Annotated in this window: 16 protein-coding genes; 6 read left to right on the forward strand and 10 right to left on the reverse strand. The window is 71.9% G+C overall.

What is annotated here, in order from left to right; all coding sequences use genetic code 11:
• Positions 1–33: 33 nt before the first annotated feature.
• Positions 34–1,863: a S9 family peptidase gene (locus ACZ9QC_RS18210; RefSeq protein WP_472921070.1), complete on the reverse strand. Its 1,830-nt coding sequence runs from the start codon at positions 1,861–1,863 to the stop codon at positions 34–36.
• Positions 1,864–2,070: 207 nt separating this feature from the next.
• Here ACZ9QC_RS18210 and ACZ9QC_RS18215 point away from each other — a divergent pair, with 207 nt between their 5' ends.
• Positions 2,071–2,505: a nuclear transport factor 2 family protein gene (locus tag ACZ9QC_RS18215; protein WP_472921071.1), complete on the forward strand. Its 435-nt coding sequence runs from the start codon at positions 2,071–2,073 to the stop codon at positions 2,503–2,505.
• Positions 2,506–2,579: 74 nt separating this feature from the next.
• Positions 2,580–3,503: an SURF1 family protein gene (locus ACZ9QC_RS18220; protein WP_472921072.1), complete on the forward strand. Its 924-nt coding sequence runs from the start codon at positions 2,580–2,582 to the stop codon at positions 3,501–3,503.
• A gap of 118 nt (positions 3,504–3,621) precedes the next feature.
• On the opposite strand, the gene ACZ9QC_RS18225 is transcribed toward ACZ9QC_RS18220, so the two are convergent.
• The 4 genes from ACZ9QC_RS18225 to ACZ9QC_RS18240 all read right to left on the reverse strand — a co-directional run bounded on the left by ACZ9QC_RS18225 (position 3,622) and on the right by ACZ9QC_RS18240 (position 8,940).
• The gene (locus tag ACZ9QC_RS18225; protein ID WP_472921073.1) at positions 3,622–5,139 is read right to left on the reverse strand and encodes a hypothetical protein; all 1,518 of its coding nucleotides are present in this window, start codon (positions 5,137–5,139) and stop codon (positions 3,622–3,624) included.
• Positions 5,136–5,813 (reverse strand): SigE family RNA polymerase sigma factor, encoded by a 678-nt coding sequence (locus tag ACZ9QC_RS18230; RefSeq protein ID WP_472921074.1) that lies wholly within the window; start codon positions 5,811–5,813, stop codon positions 5,136–5,138. Before ACZ9QC_RS18230 ends, ACZ9QC_RS18225 begins: the two co-directional genes overlap by 4 nt.
• Before the next feature lie 660 nt (positions 5,814–6,473).
• Positions 6,474–7,550, reverse strand: a complete 1,077-nt coding sequence (locus ACZ9QC_RS18235) for an aspartate-semialdehyde dehydrogenase (protein WP_472921075.1) — start codon at positions 7,548–7,550, stop codon at positions 6,474–6,476.
• A 109-nt stretch (positions 7,551–7,659) separates the two neighbouring features.
• Entirely contained in the window at positions 7,660–8,940 is a 1,281-nt protein-coding gene (locus ACZ9QC_RS18240; RefSeq protein WP_472921076.1) for an aspartate kinase, read from the reverse strand.
• A 337-nt stretch (positions 8,941–9,277) separates the two neighbouring features.
• Here ACZ9QC_RS18240 and ACZ9QC_RS18245 point away from each other — a divergent pair, with 337 nt between their 5' ends.
• Together ACZ9QC_RS18245 and ACZ9QC_RS18250 are read left to right on the forward strand one after the other, a co-directional pair.
• Complete coding sequence (locus tag ACZ9QC_RS18245) at positions 9,278–10,015, forward strand: response regulator transcription factor (protein WP_472921077.1); 738 nt, start codon at positions 9,278–9,280, stop codon at positions 10,013–10,015.
• Positions 10,012–11,400, forward strand: coding sequence for a HAMP domain-containing sensor histidine kinase (locus tag ACZ9QC_RS18250; protein ID WP_472921078.1), 1,389 nt, complete (start codon positions 10,012–10,014; stop codon positions 11,398–11,400). Before ACZ9QC_RS18245 ends, ACZ9QC_RS18250 begins: the two co-directional genes overlap by 4 nt.
• A 46-nt stretch (positions 11,401–11,446) precedes the next feature.
• On the opposite strand, the gene ACZ9QC_RS18255 is transcribed toward ACZ9QC_RS18250, so the two are convergent.
• Positions 11,447–11,947, reverse strand: a complete 501-nt coding sequence (locus ACZ9QC_RS18255; protein WP_472921079.1) for an SgcJ/EcaC family oxidoreductase — start codon at positions 11,945–11,947, stop codon at positions 11,447–11,449.
• A gap of 190 nt (positions 11,948–12,137) precedes the next feature.
• On the opposite strand from ACZ9QC_RS18255, the gene ACZ9QC_RS18260 reads away from it, so the two are divergent.
• Positions 12,138–12,977 (forward strand): alpha/beta fold hydrolase, encoded by an 840-nt coding sequence (locus tag ACZ9QC_RS18260; RefSeq protein ID WP_472921080.1) that lies wholly within the window; start codon positions 12,138–12,140, stop codon positions 12,975–12,977.
• A gap of 84 nt (positions 12,978–13,061) precedes the next feature.
• On the opposite strand, the gene ACZ9QC_RS18265 is transcribed toward ACZ9QC_RS18260, so the two are convergent.
• The 4 genes from ACZ9QC_RS18265 to ACZ9QC_RS18280 form a co-directional block, all read right to left on the reverse strand.
• Entirely contained in the window at positions 13,062–13,997 is a 936-nt protein-coding gene (locus tag ACZ9QC_RS18265; protein ID WP_472921081.1) for a M56 family metallopeptidase, read from the reverse strand.
• Positions 13,998–14,174: 177 nt separating this feature from the next.
• The gene (locus ACZ9QC_RS18270; protein WP_472921082.1) at positions 14,175–14,840 is read right to left on the reverse strand and encodes a DUF5063 domain-containing protein; all 666 of its coding nucleotides are present in this window, start codon (positions 14,838–14,840) and stop codon (positions 14,175–14,177) included.
• Entirely contained in the window at positions 14,833–15,432 is a 600-nt protein-coding gene (gene recR / locus ACZ9QC_RS18275; protein ID WP_086804188.1) for a recombination mediator RecR, read from the reverse strand. The genes ACZ9QC_RS18270 and recR overlap by 8 nt, the downstream gene beginning before the upstream one ends.
• Positions 15,433–15,636: 204 nt before the next feature.
• Positions 15,637–15,981: a YbaB/EbfC family nucleoid-associated protein gene (locus ACZ9QC_RS18280; RefSeq protein WP_215448194.1), complete on the reverse strand. Its 345-nt coding sequence runs from the start codon at positions 15,979–15,981 to the stop codon at positions 15,637–15,639.
• A 278-nt stretch (positions 15,982–16,259) separates the two neighbouring features.
• Between ACZ9QC_RS18280 and ACZ9QC_RS18285 the strand changes: the two genes are divergently transcribed.
• On the forward strand, positions 16,260–17,027 hold the full coding sequence (locus ACZ9QC_RS18285) for an SLATT domain-containing protein (RefSeq protein WP_472921083.1): 768 nt from the start codon (positions 16,260–16,262) through the stop codon (positions 17,025–17,027).
• Positions 17,028–17,177: the final 150 nt, after the last annotated feature.

Consider the following 17,177-nt stretch of genomic DNA (forward strand, 5'->3'; position numbering starts at 1 on the left):
CGCCCCGAAAGGGGCGCGGGGTGTTGCGCTCGCTCAGGGGCGTCCTCCCAGGTGGCGTGCCGCGAAGTCGAGTTCCAGGCGGAGTTGCTTGATGCGTTCGTCCACGACCAGGGAGCCGTGGCCGGCGTCGTAGCGGTAGACCTCGTGGACGGCGGAGCGGGCGGCGAGGCGGTCGACGTAGTTGTCGATCTGGCGGATGGGGCAGCGGGGGTCGTTGACCCCGGCGGAGATGTACACCGGGGCCTTCACCGCGTCGACGTAGGTCAGCGGGGACGAGGCCTCGAACCGCTCGGGGACCTCCTCGGGCGTGCCGCCGAGGAGCGTGCGGTCCATCGCCTTGAGCGCCTCCATCTCGTCGTGGTACGCGGTCACGTAGTCCGCGACGGGGACCGCGGCGATCCCGAGCGTCCAGGCCTCCGGCTCGGTGCCGAGGCCCAGGAGGGTGAGGTACCCGCCCCAGGAGCCGCCGGTGAGGACGAGACGGTCGGGGTCGGCGAAGCCGGAGCCCACCGCCCACTCCCGCACGGCCGCGATGTCCTCCAGCTCGATCAGGCCGACCCGGTGCTTGAGGGCGTCGGTCCAGGCGCGGCCGTACCCGGTGGAACCGCGGTAGTTGATGCGGATCACCGCGTATCCGTGGTCGAGCCAGGCGGCCGGGCCCGCCGCGAAGGCGTCGCTGTCGTGCCAGGTCGGGCCGCCGTGGATGTCGAAGACCGTCGGGTAAGGGCCGGACACGCCCTCCGGGCGCTGGACGAGGGCGTGGACGCGGCCCCCGGGTGTGTCCACCCAGACGTCCTCCACCGGCACCGAACCGGGAGACTTCATGCCCGGCGGATCGAGGACCACCTCGCCGGTCGTGGAGCGGACGACCGGCGGTTCGGCGGCCGAGGACCACAGGTACTCGACGCTGCCGTCGGGGCGGGCCGTGGCCCCCGACACGGTCCCTCGCGGGGTGTCCACCCGCTCCAGGACACGGGTCGCCAGGTCGTAGCGGAACAGCTCGCTGCGGGCCTCGAAGCTGTGGGCGACCAGCAGCGCGGAGCCGTCCGGATACCACTCGGCGCTCAGGTCGCCCTCCAGCCGGTCGCCGAGACCGAGGTCGGTCTCCTCGCCGGAGACCACGTCCCAGACGAGCGGCTCCCAACGGCCGCCCCGCTGGTGGCCGATGAGCAGCCGGGTGTCGCCGACGACGGGGGCGAAGCCCAGCACCTCCAGGCCCAGCTCGACCGTGCCGCCCTTGGTGTCGTCGAGCTCGGCGACCGTCGTGCCGTCCGGCCGGACCACGCGCAGCGCCGAGTGCATCGCGTCGCCGTGCTCGGTGTGCTCGATCGCGATCAGCGAGCCGTCGTGCGAGAGGTCGCCCACGCCGGCCGACTCACGGTGGCGGTAGATCTCGACGGGGGCCTCGCCCTGGCGGGACAGGTGGATCGTGGAGCCGTCCTCGTCGGTGGAGCGGCCGACGACCGCCGTCCGGCCGTCCCGGCCGAGGGCCAGGCCCGCCGGGTACGACGGCTCCAGGCCCGGGGCACCCTCCTCGTCCGGGCCGCCCTGGAACGGCTGGCGCCGCCAGATGCCGAACTCGTCCCCGTCCTTGTCGTCGAACCACCAGATCCACTCGCCGTCCGGCGAGAGCACACCGTCCGTCGTACCGTTGGCCCGGTCGGTGACCTGGCGCTGCTCGCCGGTGACGCGGTCCCACGCGTACAGCTCGTACGTGCCCGTGGCGTTGGAGACGAACAGCGAGCGGTGCGGCGCGTCCTCCGCCCAGTCCGGCAGGGACACCCTCGGTGCCCGGAACCTCTTCTCCCAGTCGGGCATGGACCCGTGCTGCTGCTGCGGGGTGGCCCCGTTGCTCTCAGTCATGGCCCCATATTGCCCCGACCGCACGGCATTGCGCCGACGAGGTCCCCAGCCTGTGGATAACTTCGGCCGCCACGGGGTCGGCCGGGCTGATCACCAGTGCCCGGGTCGGGGTCGGCCGGGCCGATTGTCAGTGCCCGGGTGCAGACTCGCCGCATGACCTCAACGACACGAAGGACGGACACGGGGACGACTACGGGGACCCCCGCGGTGACCGCTGCGGGGACGGCCGCGCGTGCCGATCTGCGCGGGACGGTCGAGCGGTTCTGGGCCACCGCCGAGGGCCGGGACTGGGCCGCGTTCGCCGAGACGCTGGCCGAGGACGTCGTGTACGAGCTGCCGCAGACGCGGGAGCGGATCCGCGGCCGCGAGCGGTACGTGGAGTTCAACCGGGAGTACCCCGGCGACTGGCACGCCCGGATCGAACGGATCGTCGCGGAGCCGCGCCGACCGGGATCACCGGGGCAGCCGGAACAGCCGGAACAGGTCGTCAGCTGGATACATGTCACCGTGGGGCCGGAGGAGATGTACGCGATCTCCTTCTTCACGGGGGACGAGGACGGCCGGATAGCCGCGATCACGGACTTCTGGCCCGAACCGTACGAGCCTCCGGCCGGGCGCGAGCACCTCGTCGAGCGGTACTGAGGGGGCGTCGCGGCGGTCTCGGCGGGGCGACCCCGGAGCCGGGGGCCCCGCGCGGGCACCGTACGGTGGAAGGCGTGTACCGGTTCCTGCTGACGCCCCGATGGTGGGGGATCAACGTCTTCGTGCTGCTCGCCATCCCGTTCTGCGTGTTCATGGGGTCGTGGCAGCTGAGCCGGTTCGAGGACCGGATGCAGGACCATCGCGCGGCGACCGAGCGGATCGACCCGGCGGACCGGGCCCCGGCACGCCCGCTGGACGCGTTGCTGCCGGTGGACAAGGAGACCTCCGGCGAACTGGCGACCGTGAGCGGGCGGTACGGCGAGCAGCTCCTCGTGCCCAACCGTGAGCTGGACGGCCGGACCGGGTTCTACGTCCTGACCCTGCTGCGCACCGGCGAGGGCAAGGCCCTGCCGGTGGTACGGGGCTGGCTGCCCGGCGCGGCGGACGCCGACCGGGCCCCGGCGGCCCCCTCCGGCGAGGTCACCGTCACCGGGTCCCTTCAGGCTTCCGAGACCCCGGGGTCGAACGGCGTGCCCGTCCAGGGCGGGCTGCCGGCCGGGCAGACCTCGGCGATCAGCGCGGCGGCGCTGGTGAACCTCGTGCCGGACGACCTGTACGACGCCTGGATCACCCTCGACAAGGGCGACTCGGGCATGAAGGCCGTCCCGGCGACGGCGCCGCAGGACACCGGGCTCGACCTCAAGGCCTTCCAGAACCTCGGTTACACCGGCGAGTGGTTCGTCTTCGCCGGCTTCGTCGTGTTCATGTGGTTCCGCCTGATCCGCCGCGAGGTCGAGTTCGTCCGCGACGCGGAACTGGGGCTGCTGCCCGACGCCGCCGAATCGGACGGGGAGGGAGACGGAGACGGTCCCGGCACCGCCGCACCGGACGGCCACGGCGACGGCGACGAGCGGGACGGCGGCGAGACGAACCGAGACGAGCCGCACGCCGACCGAGCAGACGAGAACCGCTCCCGCGAGGCCGAACCGGCCCCGTAGGACCGGCGGAGGCTCCCGCACCGGCTCACCCGACCGTGGGTGCGCCACGGTTCCGGCCTCTCCGGTTCCACCGGGAGCCTCACCGGGAGAAACCCTGCCGCACCCACCGGCAGGCCCGTCAGGTCGCTGCCATCAAACCCGTCCGGTAGACCACGCCCGCGCAGGCATTGCCGATGCCCGTCGAGAAGGTGGCGATGCCGCCCTCGGTGGTGTGGGAGACGAGGACGCTGCCGTCGACGACGCCGTCCTCGGTGAAGAGCTGGGTGGAGACGGAGTTGGAGCCGTCGGTGGTGGTGCCGGGGCTCGCCTCCCCCGTGGGCGTCGGGTCCGGTGACGGATCCGAACCGCCGGTGCCGCCGCCCGTCGTCCCGCCGGTGGTCGGACAGGGCTCGGACGGCACCCAGGCGAACCGCACCTCGTACGCCGCTCCCGGCTCCAGCACCAGCTGGGTCAGGGACAGCGACGGGTCGGGCAGTCCGGCCGCCGCGTCACCGGCGACATGGGTCGCCACGGTGATCTTCGAACCGTCCGCGGCACCCTGCGGGACGGCGCTCACGGAGCCCCCGCCGGTGACCGTACAGCTCGTGCCGGAGATGTTGGAGACGCGGAACGAGCCGTAGACGGCTCCGCCGGAGTCCGGTGCGCTCACGCTCCCGCCCCCGCCGAGCTGGGCCGCCGTGCAGAGCGCGGAGGCGGCGGCCGTCGGCGTCGCCTGCGTGCCGCTCGTGGAGCCGCTGCTCTGGCCCTTGCCCTTGTCGCCCTTGTCCTTGTCCGTGCTCTTGCCGGTCTCCTTGGACCCGCCGGAGGATCCTCCCGACGAACCGTTCCCGCCCGTCTGGCCCTTGGACTGGCCCTCGGTCTCCTGCTTGTTCGAGCCGTTGCCCATGATGGAGGTGTTGACGTCGGAGCCGGTGGAGTTGGAGACGTGCACCAGGGCCGGGATCGCCGTGCCGATGAGGAGCGCGGCGGCGGCCATGCCGACGACGGCCTGACGCTTGCGGGTCCGCCGCGCCGGTACCGCCCGCCGCAGATGCTCCAGCGTGCCGTCCCTGGGCTCGATCTCCGCCACCGCCTGGTGCAGCAGATTACGCAGCACCAGCTCGTCGGAGTCGAACGCGCCGAGGCCCTTCGCCCCGGAGCCGTTGAGCACCGAGCCGTTGAGCGCGGGACCGTCCGGCGCGGAGCCGTCCGAGGTCGCGTCGTCCGAGGTCGCGTCGTCCGGGGGCGCGTCGTCCGTACCCGGGTCAGCCGAATTCAGGTCGGCCGAACGCGAGCCGTCCGCACGCGAGTCCTCCGCATGCGAGTCCTCCGGGGCGTGGCCTTCGAGATCCTGGCCCTCGGGGTGGGGGCCTTGTTCTTCGGGGCCGTGATTCACAGTTCCGTTCCCAGCGTGCGATTGCGTTTCTTCGTGCTCATCGAGCCCGCGCCCCCCGACGCGCCCGTCCCGCCCGCGCTGCTCCGCGCGTTCGTCCCCGCGCTCCTCGGCGCGTTCGTCCTCGTCCCGGCGCCCCCAGGAGGCACGCCTCCTGGCGCCGAGCTCGTCCCGACCGCCCGGCCCGCCGTGCCTGTCGGCTCCGCCGTGCCTGTCGAGTCCCTCGCGCCCCTCGGGTCCGTCGTCCTTGCCGTGCGTGCTCATGCGGGCGCCTCCATGGCGACGCGCAGTGCCGCGATGCCCCGGGAGCCGTACGCCTTCACCGAGCCCAGCGATATGCCGAGCGTCTCGGCGACCTGGGCCTCGGTCATGTCGGCGAAGTAGCGCAGCACGAGAACCTCGCGCTGCCGCCGCTGGAGCCCCTTCATCGCTTTGATGAGCGAGTCGCGCTCCAGCTGGTCGTACGCGCCCTCCTCCGCGCTCGCCATGTCGGGCATCGGCTTCGACAGCAGCTTCAGGCCGAGGATGCGGCGGCGCAGGGCGGAGCGCGAGAGGTTCACGACCGTCTGGCGCAGATAGGCGAGCGTCTTCTCCGGGTCCCGGACGCGCTTGCGCGCCGAGTGCACGCGGATGAACGCCTCCTGGACGACGTCCTCGCAGGAGGCGGTGTCGTCGAGGAGGAGCGCCGCGAGTCCGAGGAGCGAACGGTAGTGGGCGCGATACGTCTCGGTGAGGTGGTCGACCGTCGTACCGGAGGCCGGCACCGTCGACGTGTCGTCCGAGCCGTCGCGCTGGCTGGGTATGCGGGTCGGCCGCGCCGCGGGCATCGGCGCGATCACCGGCATGCCGCCGGCCGAACCGGGCACGCGGGGACGGCGGGGTGGACGCAGGGCGGTGCCCCTCGTCTGTACCGCGGTGAAATCGAGTACCTCTGCCACGCCTGTTGGACCCGCATCCCCCCGTCGGGGTTGTACGAGACAGGCATCACTTTTGCGTCAGACCGCACACGTGTCCGTATGGCATGGGCGCTGGTCGGTATGGCGGCCACGTCCGTCGGCACGCAGCGCGCAGCCATCGGTACGACCCACCGAACACCGGACAGCGCGTCGAACGCTCTCATGCGTACCAGCTCTTCCCCTATGCCCCAAGTGGTGGCGCCCAGCCCCGCCGAAGGGCGCCCGGTAAAGACGCTCCCCGTACGCCGCGCGGTTGCGGCGGACGGGGAGAAAAATCCTCGATCACCGGGAGGCCTGAATCAACCCGGAAATCCGGCGGCGGTACGGGCGGAAATCGTCCGCCCATGGAACCGCCGACCCGAAGAACTTACACGCCACCTCTGACAAGGGCCGACGCCGCGGGGGCGGGGAGTGCGGGTTCGTCGGCGACCGCGGGCCCGGCGGGGCTTCTCGCGCGGTGCCCCGCGCCCCTGAAAGATCAGGCCCGGCGGGCCTGGACGGCGGCCGGGCCGCAGGATGAAGAGCACGGGGCGCAGCCCCGGCTTTTCAGGGGCGCGGGGAACTGCGCGAGAACCCCCACGCACCCGCACCCGCCAACGCGCCGCACCGCCCCGCACCGCAGAGCAGAGCAGAGCAGAGCGACTACGCCCCCTTCACCACCAGCTCAGCCACCTGAACCGCGTTCAAGGCGGAGCCCTTGCGCAGGTTGTCGCCGCAGACGAAGAGTTCCAGGGCCGTCGGGTCGTCCAGGGCCCGGCGTACGCGCCCGACCCAGGTGGGGTCCGTGCCCACCACGTCGGCCGGCGTGGGGAACTCCCCCGCGCCCGGATCGTCGTAGAGGACGACCCCGGGGGCCGTGGCGAGGATCTCCCGCGCCTTGGCGACCGTGACCTCGCCCTCGAAGCGGGCGTGCAGGGTGAGGGAGTGCGCGGTGACCACCGGCACCCGTACACAGGTCACGGCGACCGGCAGCTTCGGCATTCCGAGGATCTTGCGGGACTCGTCCCGCACCTTCATCTCCTCCGAGGACCAGCCGTCCGCGCGCAGGTCCCCGGCCCACGGCACCACGTTGAGCGCCACCGGCTCCGGGAACGGCCCGGTGTTGTCGCCCACGGCCCGCCGTACGTCACCGGGGGTGGTCCCCAGCTCCGTACCGGCGACCAGGGCGATCTGCTGGCGCAGGGTGTCCACGCCGGCCCGGCCCGCGCCGCTGACCGCCTGGTACGAGGAGGCCACCAGCGCTCGCAGCCCGAACTCCGCGTGCAGCGCGCCGAGCGCCACGATCATGGAGAGGGTCGTGCAGTTGGGGTTGGCGATGATGCCGCGTGGCCGGTTCCGGGCGGCGTGTGCGTTGACCTCGGGGACGACGAGGGGCACCTCCGGGTCCATCCGGAAGGCGCCCGAGTTGTCGACGACGACCGCGCCCCGGGCCGCCGCGACCGGTGCCCACCGCTCGGCGACCTCGTCCGGAACGTCGAAGAGGGCGATGTCGACCCCGTCGAAGGCTTCCTCGGCGCCCTCGACCAGCGCCGTCACCTCGACCTGCTCCCCGCGCACGGTCAGCTTGCGGCCGGCCGAGCGCGGGGAGGCGAACAGACGGATCTCGCCCCAGATGTCCGCACGGTGGGACAGGATCTGGAGCATGACGGTGCCGACGGCCCCGGTCGCGCCCACGACCGCGAGCGTCGGCCTGCCGGCGCGCCCGGCATCGACCGCCATCAGCGACCGATGCCGTGACCGCTGCGGACTCCGCCGCGGGCACCGCCGCGGAGTCCGCCACCGACACGCACGCCGGCACCGCCGTCGTACGCCCGGTACGAACGGACCGTCATCGTCCGGTGCCTCCGTAGACGACGGCCTCGTCGCTGTCGGAGTCGAGCCCGAAGGCGGTGTGCACGGCGCGCACGGCCTCCGGCACGTCGTCGGCGCGGGTGACGACCGAGATGCGGATCTCGGAGGTCGAGATCAGCTCGATGTTCACACCCGCGTCGGACAGCGCCTCGAAGAAGGAGGCGGTGACGCCCGGGTTGGTCTTCATCCCCGCGCCGACCAGGGAGATCTTGCCGATCTGGTCGTCGTAGCGCAGCGAGTCGAAGCCGATGCCGGCCTTGTTCTTCTCCAGCGCGTCGATGGCCTTGCGGCCCTCGGTCTTGGGGAGGGTGAAGGAGATGTCCGTCAGCCCGGTCGTCACGGCGGAGACGTTCTGCACCACCATGTCGATGTTGACCTCGGCGTCCGCGATGGCGCGGAAGATCGCGGCGGCCTCGCCCGGCTTGTCCGGGACGCCGACGACCGTGACCTTGGCCTCGGAGACGTCGTGGGCGACTCCGGAGATGATGGCGTGCTCCACCTTGTGGTCCCCTTGCGACTCTGGCTTCTCGTTGCTGACCCAGGTGCCCGGCAGTCCGGAGAAGGACGAGCGGACGTGGATCGGGATGTTGTAGCGGCGGGCGTACTCGACACAGCGGTGGAGCAGCACCTTCGAACCGGACGAGGCCAGTTCGAGCATGTCCTCGGAGGAGATCCAGTCGATCTTCTTCGCCTTCTTCACGACCCGCGGGTCGGCGGTGAAGACGCCGTCGACGTCGGTGTAGATCTCACAGACCTCGGCCTCCAGCGCGGCGGCCAGCGCCACGGCGGTCGTGTCCGACCCGCCGCGGCCGAGGGTGGTGATGTCCTTCTTGTCCGCGCTGACACCCTGGAAGCCGGCGACGATGGCGATGTTGCCCTCGTCCAGCGCGGTCCGGATGCGGCCGGGCGTGACGTCGATGATCCGGGCTTTGTTGTGGACCGAGTCGGTGATGACGCCTGCCTGGCTGCCGGTGAACGACTGGGCCTCGTGACCCAGGTTTTTGATCGCCATGGCCAGCAGTGCCATGGAGATACGCTCTCCGGCGGTCAGCAGCATGTCGAACTCACGCCCGGCAGGCATCGGTGACACCTGCTCGGCGAGATCGATCAGCTCGTCCGTCGTGTCGCCCATCGCGGAAACGACGACGACCACCTGGTGGCCGTTCTTCTTCGCTTCCACGATCCGCTTGGCGACGCGCTTGATGCCCTCGGCATCGGCTACGGAGGAGCCTCCGTACTTCTGCACGACAAGGCCCACGTGCGCTCCTCGCTCCGTTTCAGTCCCTTATCCGCACATACACGCACTCACACGTGCTGCGGCGGTCGGCTCAGTCTATCGAGCGGCCGAATATCCCTTCCCTGGTACCGCATGGTGAGATGTCCCGCTCACCCTTTGATCACCTGGGTTTTCTCCGGGCCTTCCACCGGTTTCACCCGGCTTCTCGTCCGGAGCCTCGACCGCTCCGGGAACGTCCCTGCCCAGGTCGTCGCCGAACAGTCGGCACGGACGGGGAAAAGTGCCTGGAGTCACACCCCGGCCCACCGCGGTCCTTCCGCCGAAGGAACCCCAACTTTCAAGCATTAAGGTCATGGCCGTGCGCGTACTTCTGGTGGAAGACGACGAGCCGGTCGCCGAGTCCCTGCGACGAGGGCTCCTGCGGTACGGCTTCGAGGTGCGGTGGGTCAACACGGGCGGGGCGGCCCTGTCGTTCGACGGCCCGTACGACGTCGTCCTCCTGGACCTCGGGCTGCCCGACACCGACGGCCTCGACGTCTGCAAGGCCCTGCGGGACCGCAGCCAGGTGCCGATCATCGTGATCAGCGCCCGCAGCGACGAGACGGACCGGGTGGTCGGGCTGGAGCTCGGCGCCGACGACTACGTCTCCAAGCCGTTCGGCGTGCGCGAGGTGATCGCCCGGATAAGGGCGGTGATGCGCCGGGTGCAGCCGCGCGCCGCCGGCTCACCCGCCGCCGGCCCCGACCGCTACGGCCCCCGCCTCACCGTCGACCGCAAGGCCGCGCGCGTCCATCTCGACGGTACGGAGGTCGCGCTCGCGCCCAAGGAGTACGACCTCCTCGCCTTCCTCACCGAGGAGCCGGGCGCCCTGATGTCGCGCGAGCAGATCATGGAGGCGGTCTGGGACGCGAACTGGTTCGGCCCGACCAAGACGCTCGACGTCCATGTGGCCGCGCTGCGGCGCAAGCTCGCCGGGGCGATCACCATCGAGGCGGTGCGGGGCGTGGGGTTCCGGCTCGTCGTCGACGAGGGCGCGGGCGCCGACGCCGGTGAGGGCCCGGGCGCCGACGGCAGTGTGGGCCCGGGCGCGTCATGATCCGTCAGCTCATCCGCAGCTACGTGTTCCTCGTGGCTGTGGCGATCGCCCTGTTCACCGTGCCCGTGGCGTTCACGCTCACGGACCAGCTGCGGGACGACACCAGCGAGGCGGTGCGGCGCGAGGCCAGGACGATGGCCCGGCTGCTGGGCGTCGGCGACACCGCCTCCTGCGCGGCCCTGGCGCGGCTGGCCGGCGCGTACCCGTCCGACGAGGAGAAGGTCGAGGTCACCGCGACCGAACGCTGCGCCCCGGAACGGCTGCGGGAACCGACGGCGGACGCGGCGCTGGAGAAGGCCCTGGAGCGCGGCGAGAGCACCGTCGACTGGGGCTCGGACGTCATCTGGGGCGAGAACCTGGTGGTCACCGTCCCCGCCTTCGAGCGCTCGCCGGACGGAGATACCCAGAAGGACGAGGTCGTCGGCGCCGTCCGGATCATGTTCTCGACCGACCACCTCACGTCCCGGCTGTGGCAGATCTGGGGCTTCCGGGCGGCGCTGGCCGTGCTGGTGCTCCTGGCGGCGGCGGTCATCGGCGTCTTCGCCGCCCGGCGCCTGACCGCTCCGCTCCGCCAGCTCAACGAGATGGCCAGCAAGATGAGCGACGGCGATCTCACGGCCCGCTCCCCCGTGACGGGCCCCCAGGAGACACAGACCCTGGCGCGCACGCTGAACCAGGCGGGCGAACGGCTGGACACGCTGATCGCCTCGCAGCGCATCTTCGTCGCCGACGCCTCCCACCAACTCCGCACCCCCCTCACGGCGTTGCGGCTGTCCCTGGACAACATCGCGGACGGCACGGACGACGAGTTCGTGCGGGAGGACGTGGAGCAGGCGACGGCCGAGGTGGTCCGGATGAGCCGTCTGGTCAGCGGTCTGCTGGTACTGGCGCGGGCCGAGGCGAAGGTGACGGCGGCGGAACCGCTGTCCCTGCGGGACGTCATCCAGGAGCGTCTGGACGTGTGGAGACCGGCCGCCGACGAGCGCGGAGTCACCATCACGCTCAGGGGGAGTGCCGACGGCCGGCCGCTCGTGCTGGCCAGCCCCGGTCATCTGGACCAGGTCCTGGACAACGTGCTCTCCAACGCCCTGGAGGTCTCGCCGGACGGTGCGACGATCACGGTCACGGTGGAGACCCGGGGTGACGAGGTGGTGCTGTCGGTGCTGGACGAGGGGCCCGGGATGACGGACGCCGAGAAGTCCCGCGCCTTCGACCGCTTCTGGCGCGGTCAGGGCCTCACCGGGAGGTCGGGGTCGGGCCTCGGTCTCGCCGTCGTCAAGCAACTCGTCACCGACGACAACGGGACCGTGGCCCTCAAGGACGCGCCCGGGGGCGGGTTGTGCGTCGCGCTCACGCTGCGCGCCGCGCGCCACGGGGGTGGCTGAGCCGGGGGGGGGTGGGGGGCTCGGCCACGCTCGCGGGGGCGGGTGCTCAGCCCTCGGGCATCGCCGACGAGTGGTGGTTCACGATCTTCCACACGCCGTTCCGCTTCTCGTACTCGTAGGTGTAGCGGGCGTCGACGCGCCGCTTCTCGCCGGTCTTCGGGTCGGTGAGGATGAAGTAGTACGAGCCGGTGTCGATGGCCGAGTTGGCGTCCAGGACGTTGATGACCGTCCTGGTCTTCTTGCCGACCGGCTTGTTCTCCAGGAAGTGGTCGAAGTAGTCGACGATGCCGGCGCGGTTCGTGCGGATCTTGTTGGAGACGGTCGGCAGGAGGACCGCGTCCTTCGCGTAGCGGTCCGCGACCTTCTTGGAGTCACCGGTCCGCAGCGCCTTGTTCCAGCCGTCGAACAGCGCCGCGATCTCCTTCTTGGAGGTCTTCTTCGGCGCGGCGTCGGCCCCGGCCATGCTGACACCGGCGGTGACCGTGCCGGCGGTGACCAGAGCGGTGGCGGTGACGACGGCGGCGCGTATCCGGTTCTTGCGGGTCATCGCGATCTCCCGTGCGAGGTGGGGGTGTTACTGCCTCCGCTTCCTGTGCGGTGGAAGTGACACAAGATTCGCGTGACGCCGGTTAGGGGCCGTGCAACGGACGTACAGCCGTGGGGCAGGGATCGTACAAAGCACAGACCGTGACGCGCCGTGCACAACTGGTGCGGGGCTGACGGGGTAACAGACAGCCATGAGCGAAGTACTGCTGAGCGAGAGTTTTCGTAGTGCGTCGGGGGCCGTGCGGTGGGGCACGGCCGGAGAGGCGGGTCGGGAGCCGGTCGTGCTCTGCCACGGCACACCCTTCTCCTCCTACGTCTGGCGCGGTATAGCCCAGACGCTGGCCGACACCGGCCGGTACCAGGTGTTCGTGTGGGACATGCCCGGGTACGGCGAGTCGGACATGCACACCGGCCAGGACGTCTCCCTGGCCGCCCAGGGGCAGGTCCTCGCCGACCTGCTGAAGTGGTGGGGGCTGGGTGAACCCCTGGTGGTGGCCCATGACTTCGGGGGAGCCGTCGCCCTGCGGGCCCATCTGCTGCACGGGGCCCGCTACCGCGCGCTCGCCCTCGTCGACCCCGTGGCGCTGGCCCCGTGGGGGTCGCCCTCCTTCCGGCTGCTCGGCCGGCACGCCGATGTCTTCGAACAGTTGCCGCCCGCGCTGCACCGGGCCCTCGTGCGGGAGTACGTGAGCTCCGCCAGCGGCCCCGGGCTGCACCCGGCGGTCCTCGACCGGCTCGTCCAGCCGTGGCTCGGCGAACACGGTCAGCCCGCCTTCTACCGGCAGATCGCCCAGGCCGACCAGGCACACACGGACGAGATCCAGGATCGGTACGGGGAGATCGGCCTTCCGGCGCTGGTGTGCTGGGGCGAGGACGACCGCTGGATCCCGCTGGCGAAGGGGCGGGAGCTGGCCGACCGCATCCCAGGGGCGCGCTTCGTCCCGATCGCGGGCGCGGGACACCTCGTCCAGGAGGACGCGCCCGCCGAACTCGCGGGCGCCCTGCTGGCGTTCCTCGGAACCGTCGCCTGAACCGGGACCGTCGCCCGAGCCGGAACCACCGCCCGAGCCGGGGCCGTCGCCCGAGCCGGGACCACCGCCCGAGCCGGGCCCGGCCTAGAGCGTCCCCAGCGCCGGGGCGAACGCGATGAGCAGCGGGAGCAGGGCCAGGAGCGCGGCGGCCGTCGTGGTGGCCGCGCGGCGGGTGCGGTCGAGGCGGGGCGGCGGCTCCAGCAGCCGCTCCACCCGGTCGCCCAGCAGGCGGCGGGTGTTGGAGCAGCTCAACACGCCCCGGTGCTGGTTGAGTTCGATGAGGGCGAGGGCGGTGGTCAAGTGCCCGCAGCGGCGCGATGCCGTGTCGTCGGCGGCGAGTTCGACGAGCCGGTGGGTCTGGTCGGCGAAGTGGGCGAAGAGGGGGACGCGTGGGAAGCCCGTGGCGAGGGCCGTGGAGAGGTGGAGCAGCCAGTCGTGGCGGGCGCGGGCGTGACCCAGTTCATGGGCGAGCACGGCGTCCAGCTGACGGTCGCTCAGCTTGCCCAACGCGCCCGTGGTGACGACCAGTCGGGGCGGCGCGCCCGGCATGAGCCACGCGTCGGGGTACTCGTCCTCCAGCACCAGCAGCGGCCCCTGCGCCTGCGGCAGGCCCGCCGGGAGATCGGGGGCCCGCTCCCGCAGGTGGGCACGGCGCAGCTGCCGTCGGCGCCGGGCCTCGACCAGCTCCCGGGCCAGCATCGCACCGCTCCAGGCCGCACCCAGGGCCAGCGCCAGCGTCAGCACGGCCGTCCAGGGCGGCGCGGCCGTGAGGTCGTACGCGGCGGTCACGGCCGGGGGCGCGGGGGCGAAGGCATGCGTGCGCACCGTCTCGAACACCGCCGCCGCGCCCAGCACCAGCGCCGCGAGGCAGCTCAGCAGCGCCGCCGCCACCAGGCACTGCCACGCCCACAGGGCGACCACGGGTTCCCGCTCGGGCCACCCCGCCTTCACCAGGGTGCGGGGGCCGAGCACGGCGGCGGTCAGCGCCACGGCGGCGAGAAGGAGCAGGAGAACGGTCACGTCACTGGGTCCGGTTCCTGTCGAGGGGCGGGGGCGGGCGACGGTGCTTACGCTACCGCCGGTCCCCGCACCCGCAGCACCCTTTGACGTGCCCGAAGCAGACGACGAAGCGGGCCCGCAGCAGGCGATGAAGCGGGCGACTAGGCAGGCGTTCGAGACGGACGACGGGCGGTGGAGCTACTTGACCTTCCGGCCCAGCCCCAGCGGCCCCGCGATCTCCTCCGCCATGACCTTGCCCGCCTCGAACTCCAGGGTCTCGTCGCCCATCAGTTCCTGGTCGGTGTCGAGGCCGTCCAGCTCGGCGAGGGGCTGGTTCAGGCGGACGTGCGCCACGAGGGACTGCAGGGCCCGCAGGGTCGCCGACGCCGTGGAGCCCCAGTTGGAGAAGTAGGAGAACTGCCACCACCACAGCGCCTCGGTGGTGCGGCCCGCGCGGTAGTGGGCCATGCCGTGGCGCAGGTCGGCGATGACGTCGGCGAGGTCGTCGGAGATCCGGGCCGGCACCGGCGCCTTGCGGGGCTCGTAGGGGTCGAAGACCTCGGAGTAGACGTCGACCGGGTCGAGCATGAGGGCGAGGCGTTCGCGCAGCTCGTCGACGTCCGGCTCGGGGCCGGGGTCGGGCTCGTAACGCTCGTCCGGGACGATGTCCTCGTGCGCGCCGAGGCGACCGCCGGCCAGCAGCAGCTGGGAGACCTCCAGCAGCAGGAAGGGGACGGCCGAGTCCGGCTCGTCGCCCTTGGCCACCTCGGTGACCGCGACCAGGAAACTCTCGATCTGGTCCGCGATCTGGACCGCGAAGTCGTCCGGGTTCAGGTCCGTCGCGTGCAGCGTGGCGTCAGACATCCAGCAATCGTCTCCCCTCGAAGGCGCGGCCGAGGGTCACCTCGTCCGCGTATTCCAGGTCGCCGCCCACCGGGAGGCCGCTGGCCAGGCGGGTGACCTTGAGGCCCATGGGTTTGATCATGCGGGCGAGGTACGTGGCCGTGGCCTCGCCTTCCAGATTCGGGTCCGTGGCCAGGATCAGCTCGGTGACCGTGCCGTCGGCCAGGCGGGCCAGCAGCTCCCGTATGCGCAGGTCGTCGGGGCCGACGCCCTCGATCGGGCTGATCGCGCCGCCGAGGACGTGGTACTTGCCCCGGAACTCGCGGGTGCGCTCGATCGCGACGACGTCCTTCGGTTCCTCGACGACACAGATGACGGACAGGTCGCGGCGCGGGTCGCGGCAGATGTTGCACAGCTCCTCCTGCGCCACGTTGCCGCAGGTCGCGCAGAAACGGACCTTCGCCTTCACCTCCAGGAGGGCCTGCGCGAGCCGCCGTACGTCCGTGGGCTCCGCCTGCAGGATGTGGAAGGCGATCCGCTGCGCGCTCTTGGGACCGACGCCGGGCAGTCGCCCCAGCTCGTCGATGAGGTCCTGGACCACGCCTTCGTACACGGACTGCCGTCCTTCCTGGTGTCTTTCAGTACGTACCGTAGTCGGCCGCCGCCGCTCCGAGGAAGGCGGTACCGGGCACGGATGGGCTCGCCGGGGGGTTGCGGGCGAGTTCTGCGGAGTTCGGAGCTGTCGGGAGGTGTTCGGCGGAAAAGTCGCGCCGGGGGCGCGGGGAGGGTGGGCAAGGGGGCGGCCGAGAGGCCCGGTTCAGAAGGGCAGGCCGGGGATGCCCGAACCGCCGCCGAGGCCCTGGGCGAGGGGGCCCAGTTTCTGCTGCTGGAGGGTCTGGGCGTTCTCGTTGGCCGCCTGGACGGCCGCGACGATCAGGTCGGCGAGGGTCTCGGTGTCCTCCGGGTCCACCGCCTTGGGGTCGATCTTCAGGGCGCGCAGTTCGCCGGAGCCGTTGACGGTGGCCCGCACCAGGCCGCCGCCCGCCTGACCGTCGACCTCCGTGCGCGCGAGCTCCTCCTGCGCCCTCGCCAGGTCCTGCTGCATCTTCTGGGCCTGCTGGAGCAGCTGCTGCATGTTGGGCTGGCCACCACCGGGGATCACGTTCAGCTCCCTCGCACGAGTACTTGCGGAGACCCGCGGGGACGGTTCTACGGACGCCCCCGGGGACCTTCTTGCGGTCGCAACGAGCCTACGTGGTCGGCACGGCCTCTGCCGCGCCACTCTTTCGAGTGAGTCGGCGGGGATTCGTATATCCGATCAAGGGCATCTTCCAGGGGATAAGCGGCGAAAACACCATCTTCGCCACCCATTGGGCGGTAGGAAGGGTCCGGCCGCGTCAGGGTGGTGCGTGAGCGCCGTACGTACGTAGGGAGTGCCGGGTGAGCCAGCCGGAGATGCAGCCCGAGGGGGGACCCCAGGACGGGCGGGGTGAGGGGTCCGGGCTGTGGGCGGAGCCGTGGATGGCCGCGACCGGACCGTGGGTGGGGGAACTGGCCGGCCGGCCGTTCCCGCAGGGGGACTGGGGGGCGCCGGCGGAGCGGCTGGAGGAGCTGTACCAGTGGGTCGAGCGGGCGGCGCTGGAGACCGCGTCGTGGTATCTCGCGGACCGGGTGTGGAAACGCCTCGCGGCGCGGGTACTGCGGGTCGGGGCGGCGACGGGCGCGCTGGTCGGGGCCGCGCTGCCGCTGCTCGACCTGACCGGGGCGGTGAGCGGGGCGGCCCCCTGGGGGTATCTCGCGCTGCTGTCCTGTGTGGCGTGCGTGGCGGTGGATCGGTTCTTCGGGGTCACCTCCGGGTGGATGCGGGACGTCGCCACGGCCCAGGCGGTGCAGCGGCGGTTGCAGATGCTGCGGTTCGACTGGGCGTCGGAGAGCGCGCGGGAGGTGCTGGGACCGGCGGAGGGGACGGCCGGGGAGGCCGCCGAGCGGTGCCTCGGGGTGCTGCGGCGGTTCTCCGAGGACATCACGGAGCTGGTGCGGGCCGAGACGGTGGACTGGATGGTGGAGTTCCGGGCGGGGGCGGCGCCGTCGGGGTTGCGGGTGGGGGGAGCCGTGGCTCGGCCTGAGGGGATGGTGAACGGGCGGGTGCCGTTGCCTCCGGGGGCTCGGCCGAACATGCCTCGGCAGCGGCCGCCGGAGGCTCGGTAGGGGTTTGTTCGCCCCCGCCGCCCCTACCCGTCCCATCGTCGCAAGGAGCTGCGCCCCTTTGACCCCCATGTGCGGCTCGGTGGGGGCCGGTCGCGCAGTTCCCCGCGCCCCTGAAAAGCAGGGGCTGCGCCCCGTGCTGTTTCACCCGCG

It is taken from the genome of Streptomyces sp. HUAS MS02, from assembly GCF_055702265.1.

Excerpts from the sequence above, each read along its gene's own strand:
- ACZ9QC_RS18210 (WP_472921070.1), bottom strand. The coding sequence starts at position 1,863 with ATGACTGAGAGCAACGGGGCCACCCCGCAGCAGCAGCACGGGTCCATG.
- ACZ9QC_RS18225 (WP_472921073.1), bottom strand. The coding sequence starts at position 5,139 with ATGAGCACGCACGGCAAGGACGACGGACCCGAGGGGCGCGAGGGACTC.
- ACZ9QC_RS18235 (WP_472921075.1), bottom strand. The coding sequence starts at position 7,550 with ATGGCGGTCGATGCCGGGCGCGCCGGCAGGCCGACGCTCGCGGTCGTG.
- ACZ9QC_RS18250 (WP_472921078.1), top strand. The coding sequence starts at position 10,012 with ATGATCCGTCAGCTCATCCGCAGCTACGTGTTCCTCGTGGCTGTGGCG.
- ACZ9QC_RS18255 (WP_472921079.1), bottom strand. The coding sequence starts at position 11,947 with ATGACCCGCAAGAACCGGATACGCGCCGCCGTCGTCACCGCCACCGCT.
- ACZ9QC_RS18260 (WP_472921080.1), top strand. The coding sequence starts at position 12,138 with ATGAGCGAAGTACTGCTGAGCGAGAGTTTTCGTAGTGCGTCGGGGGCC.
- ACZ9QC_RS18270 (WP_472921082.1), bottom strand. The coding sequence starts at position 14,840 with ATGTCTGACGCCACGCTGCACGCGACGGACCTGAACCCGGACGACTTC.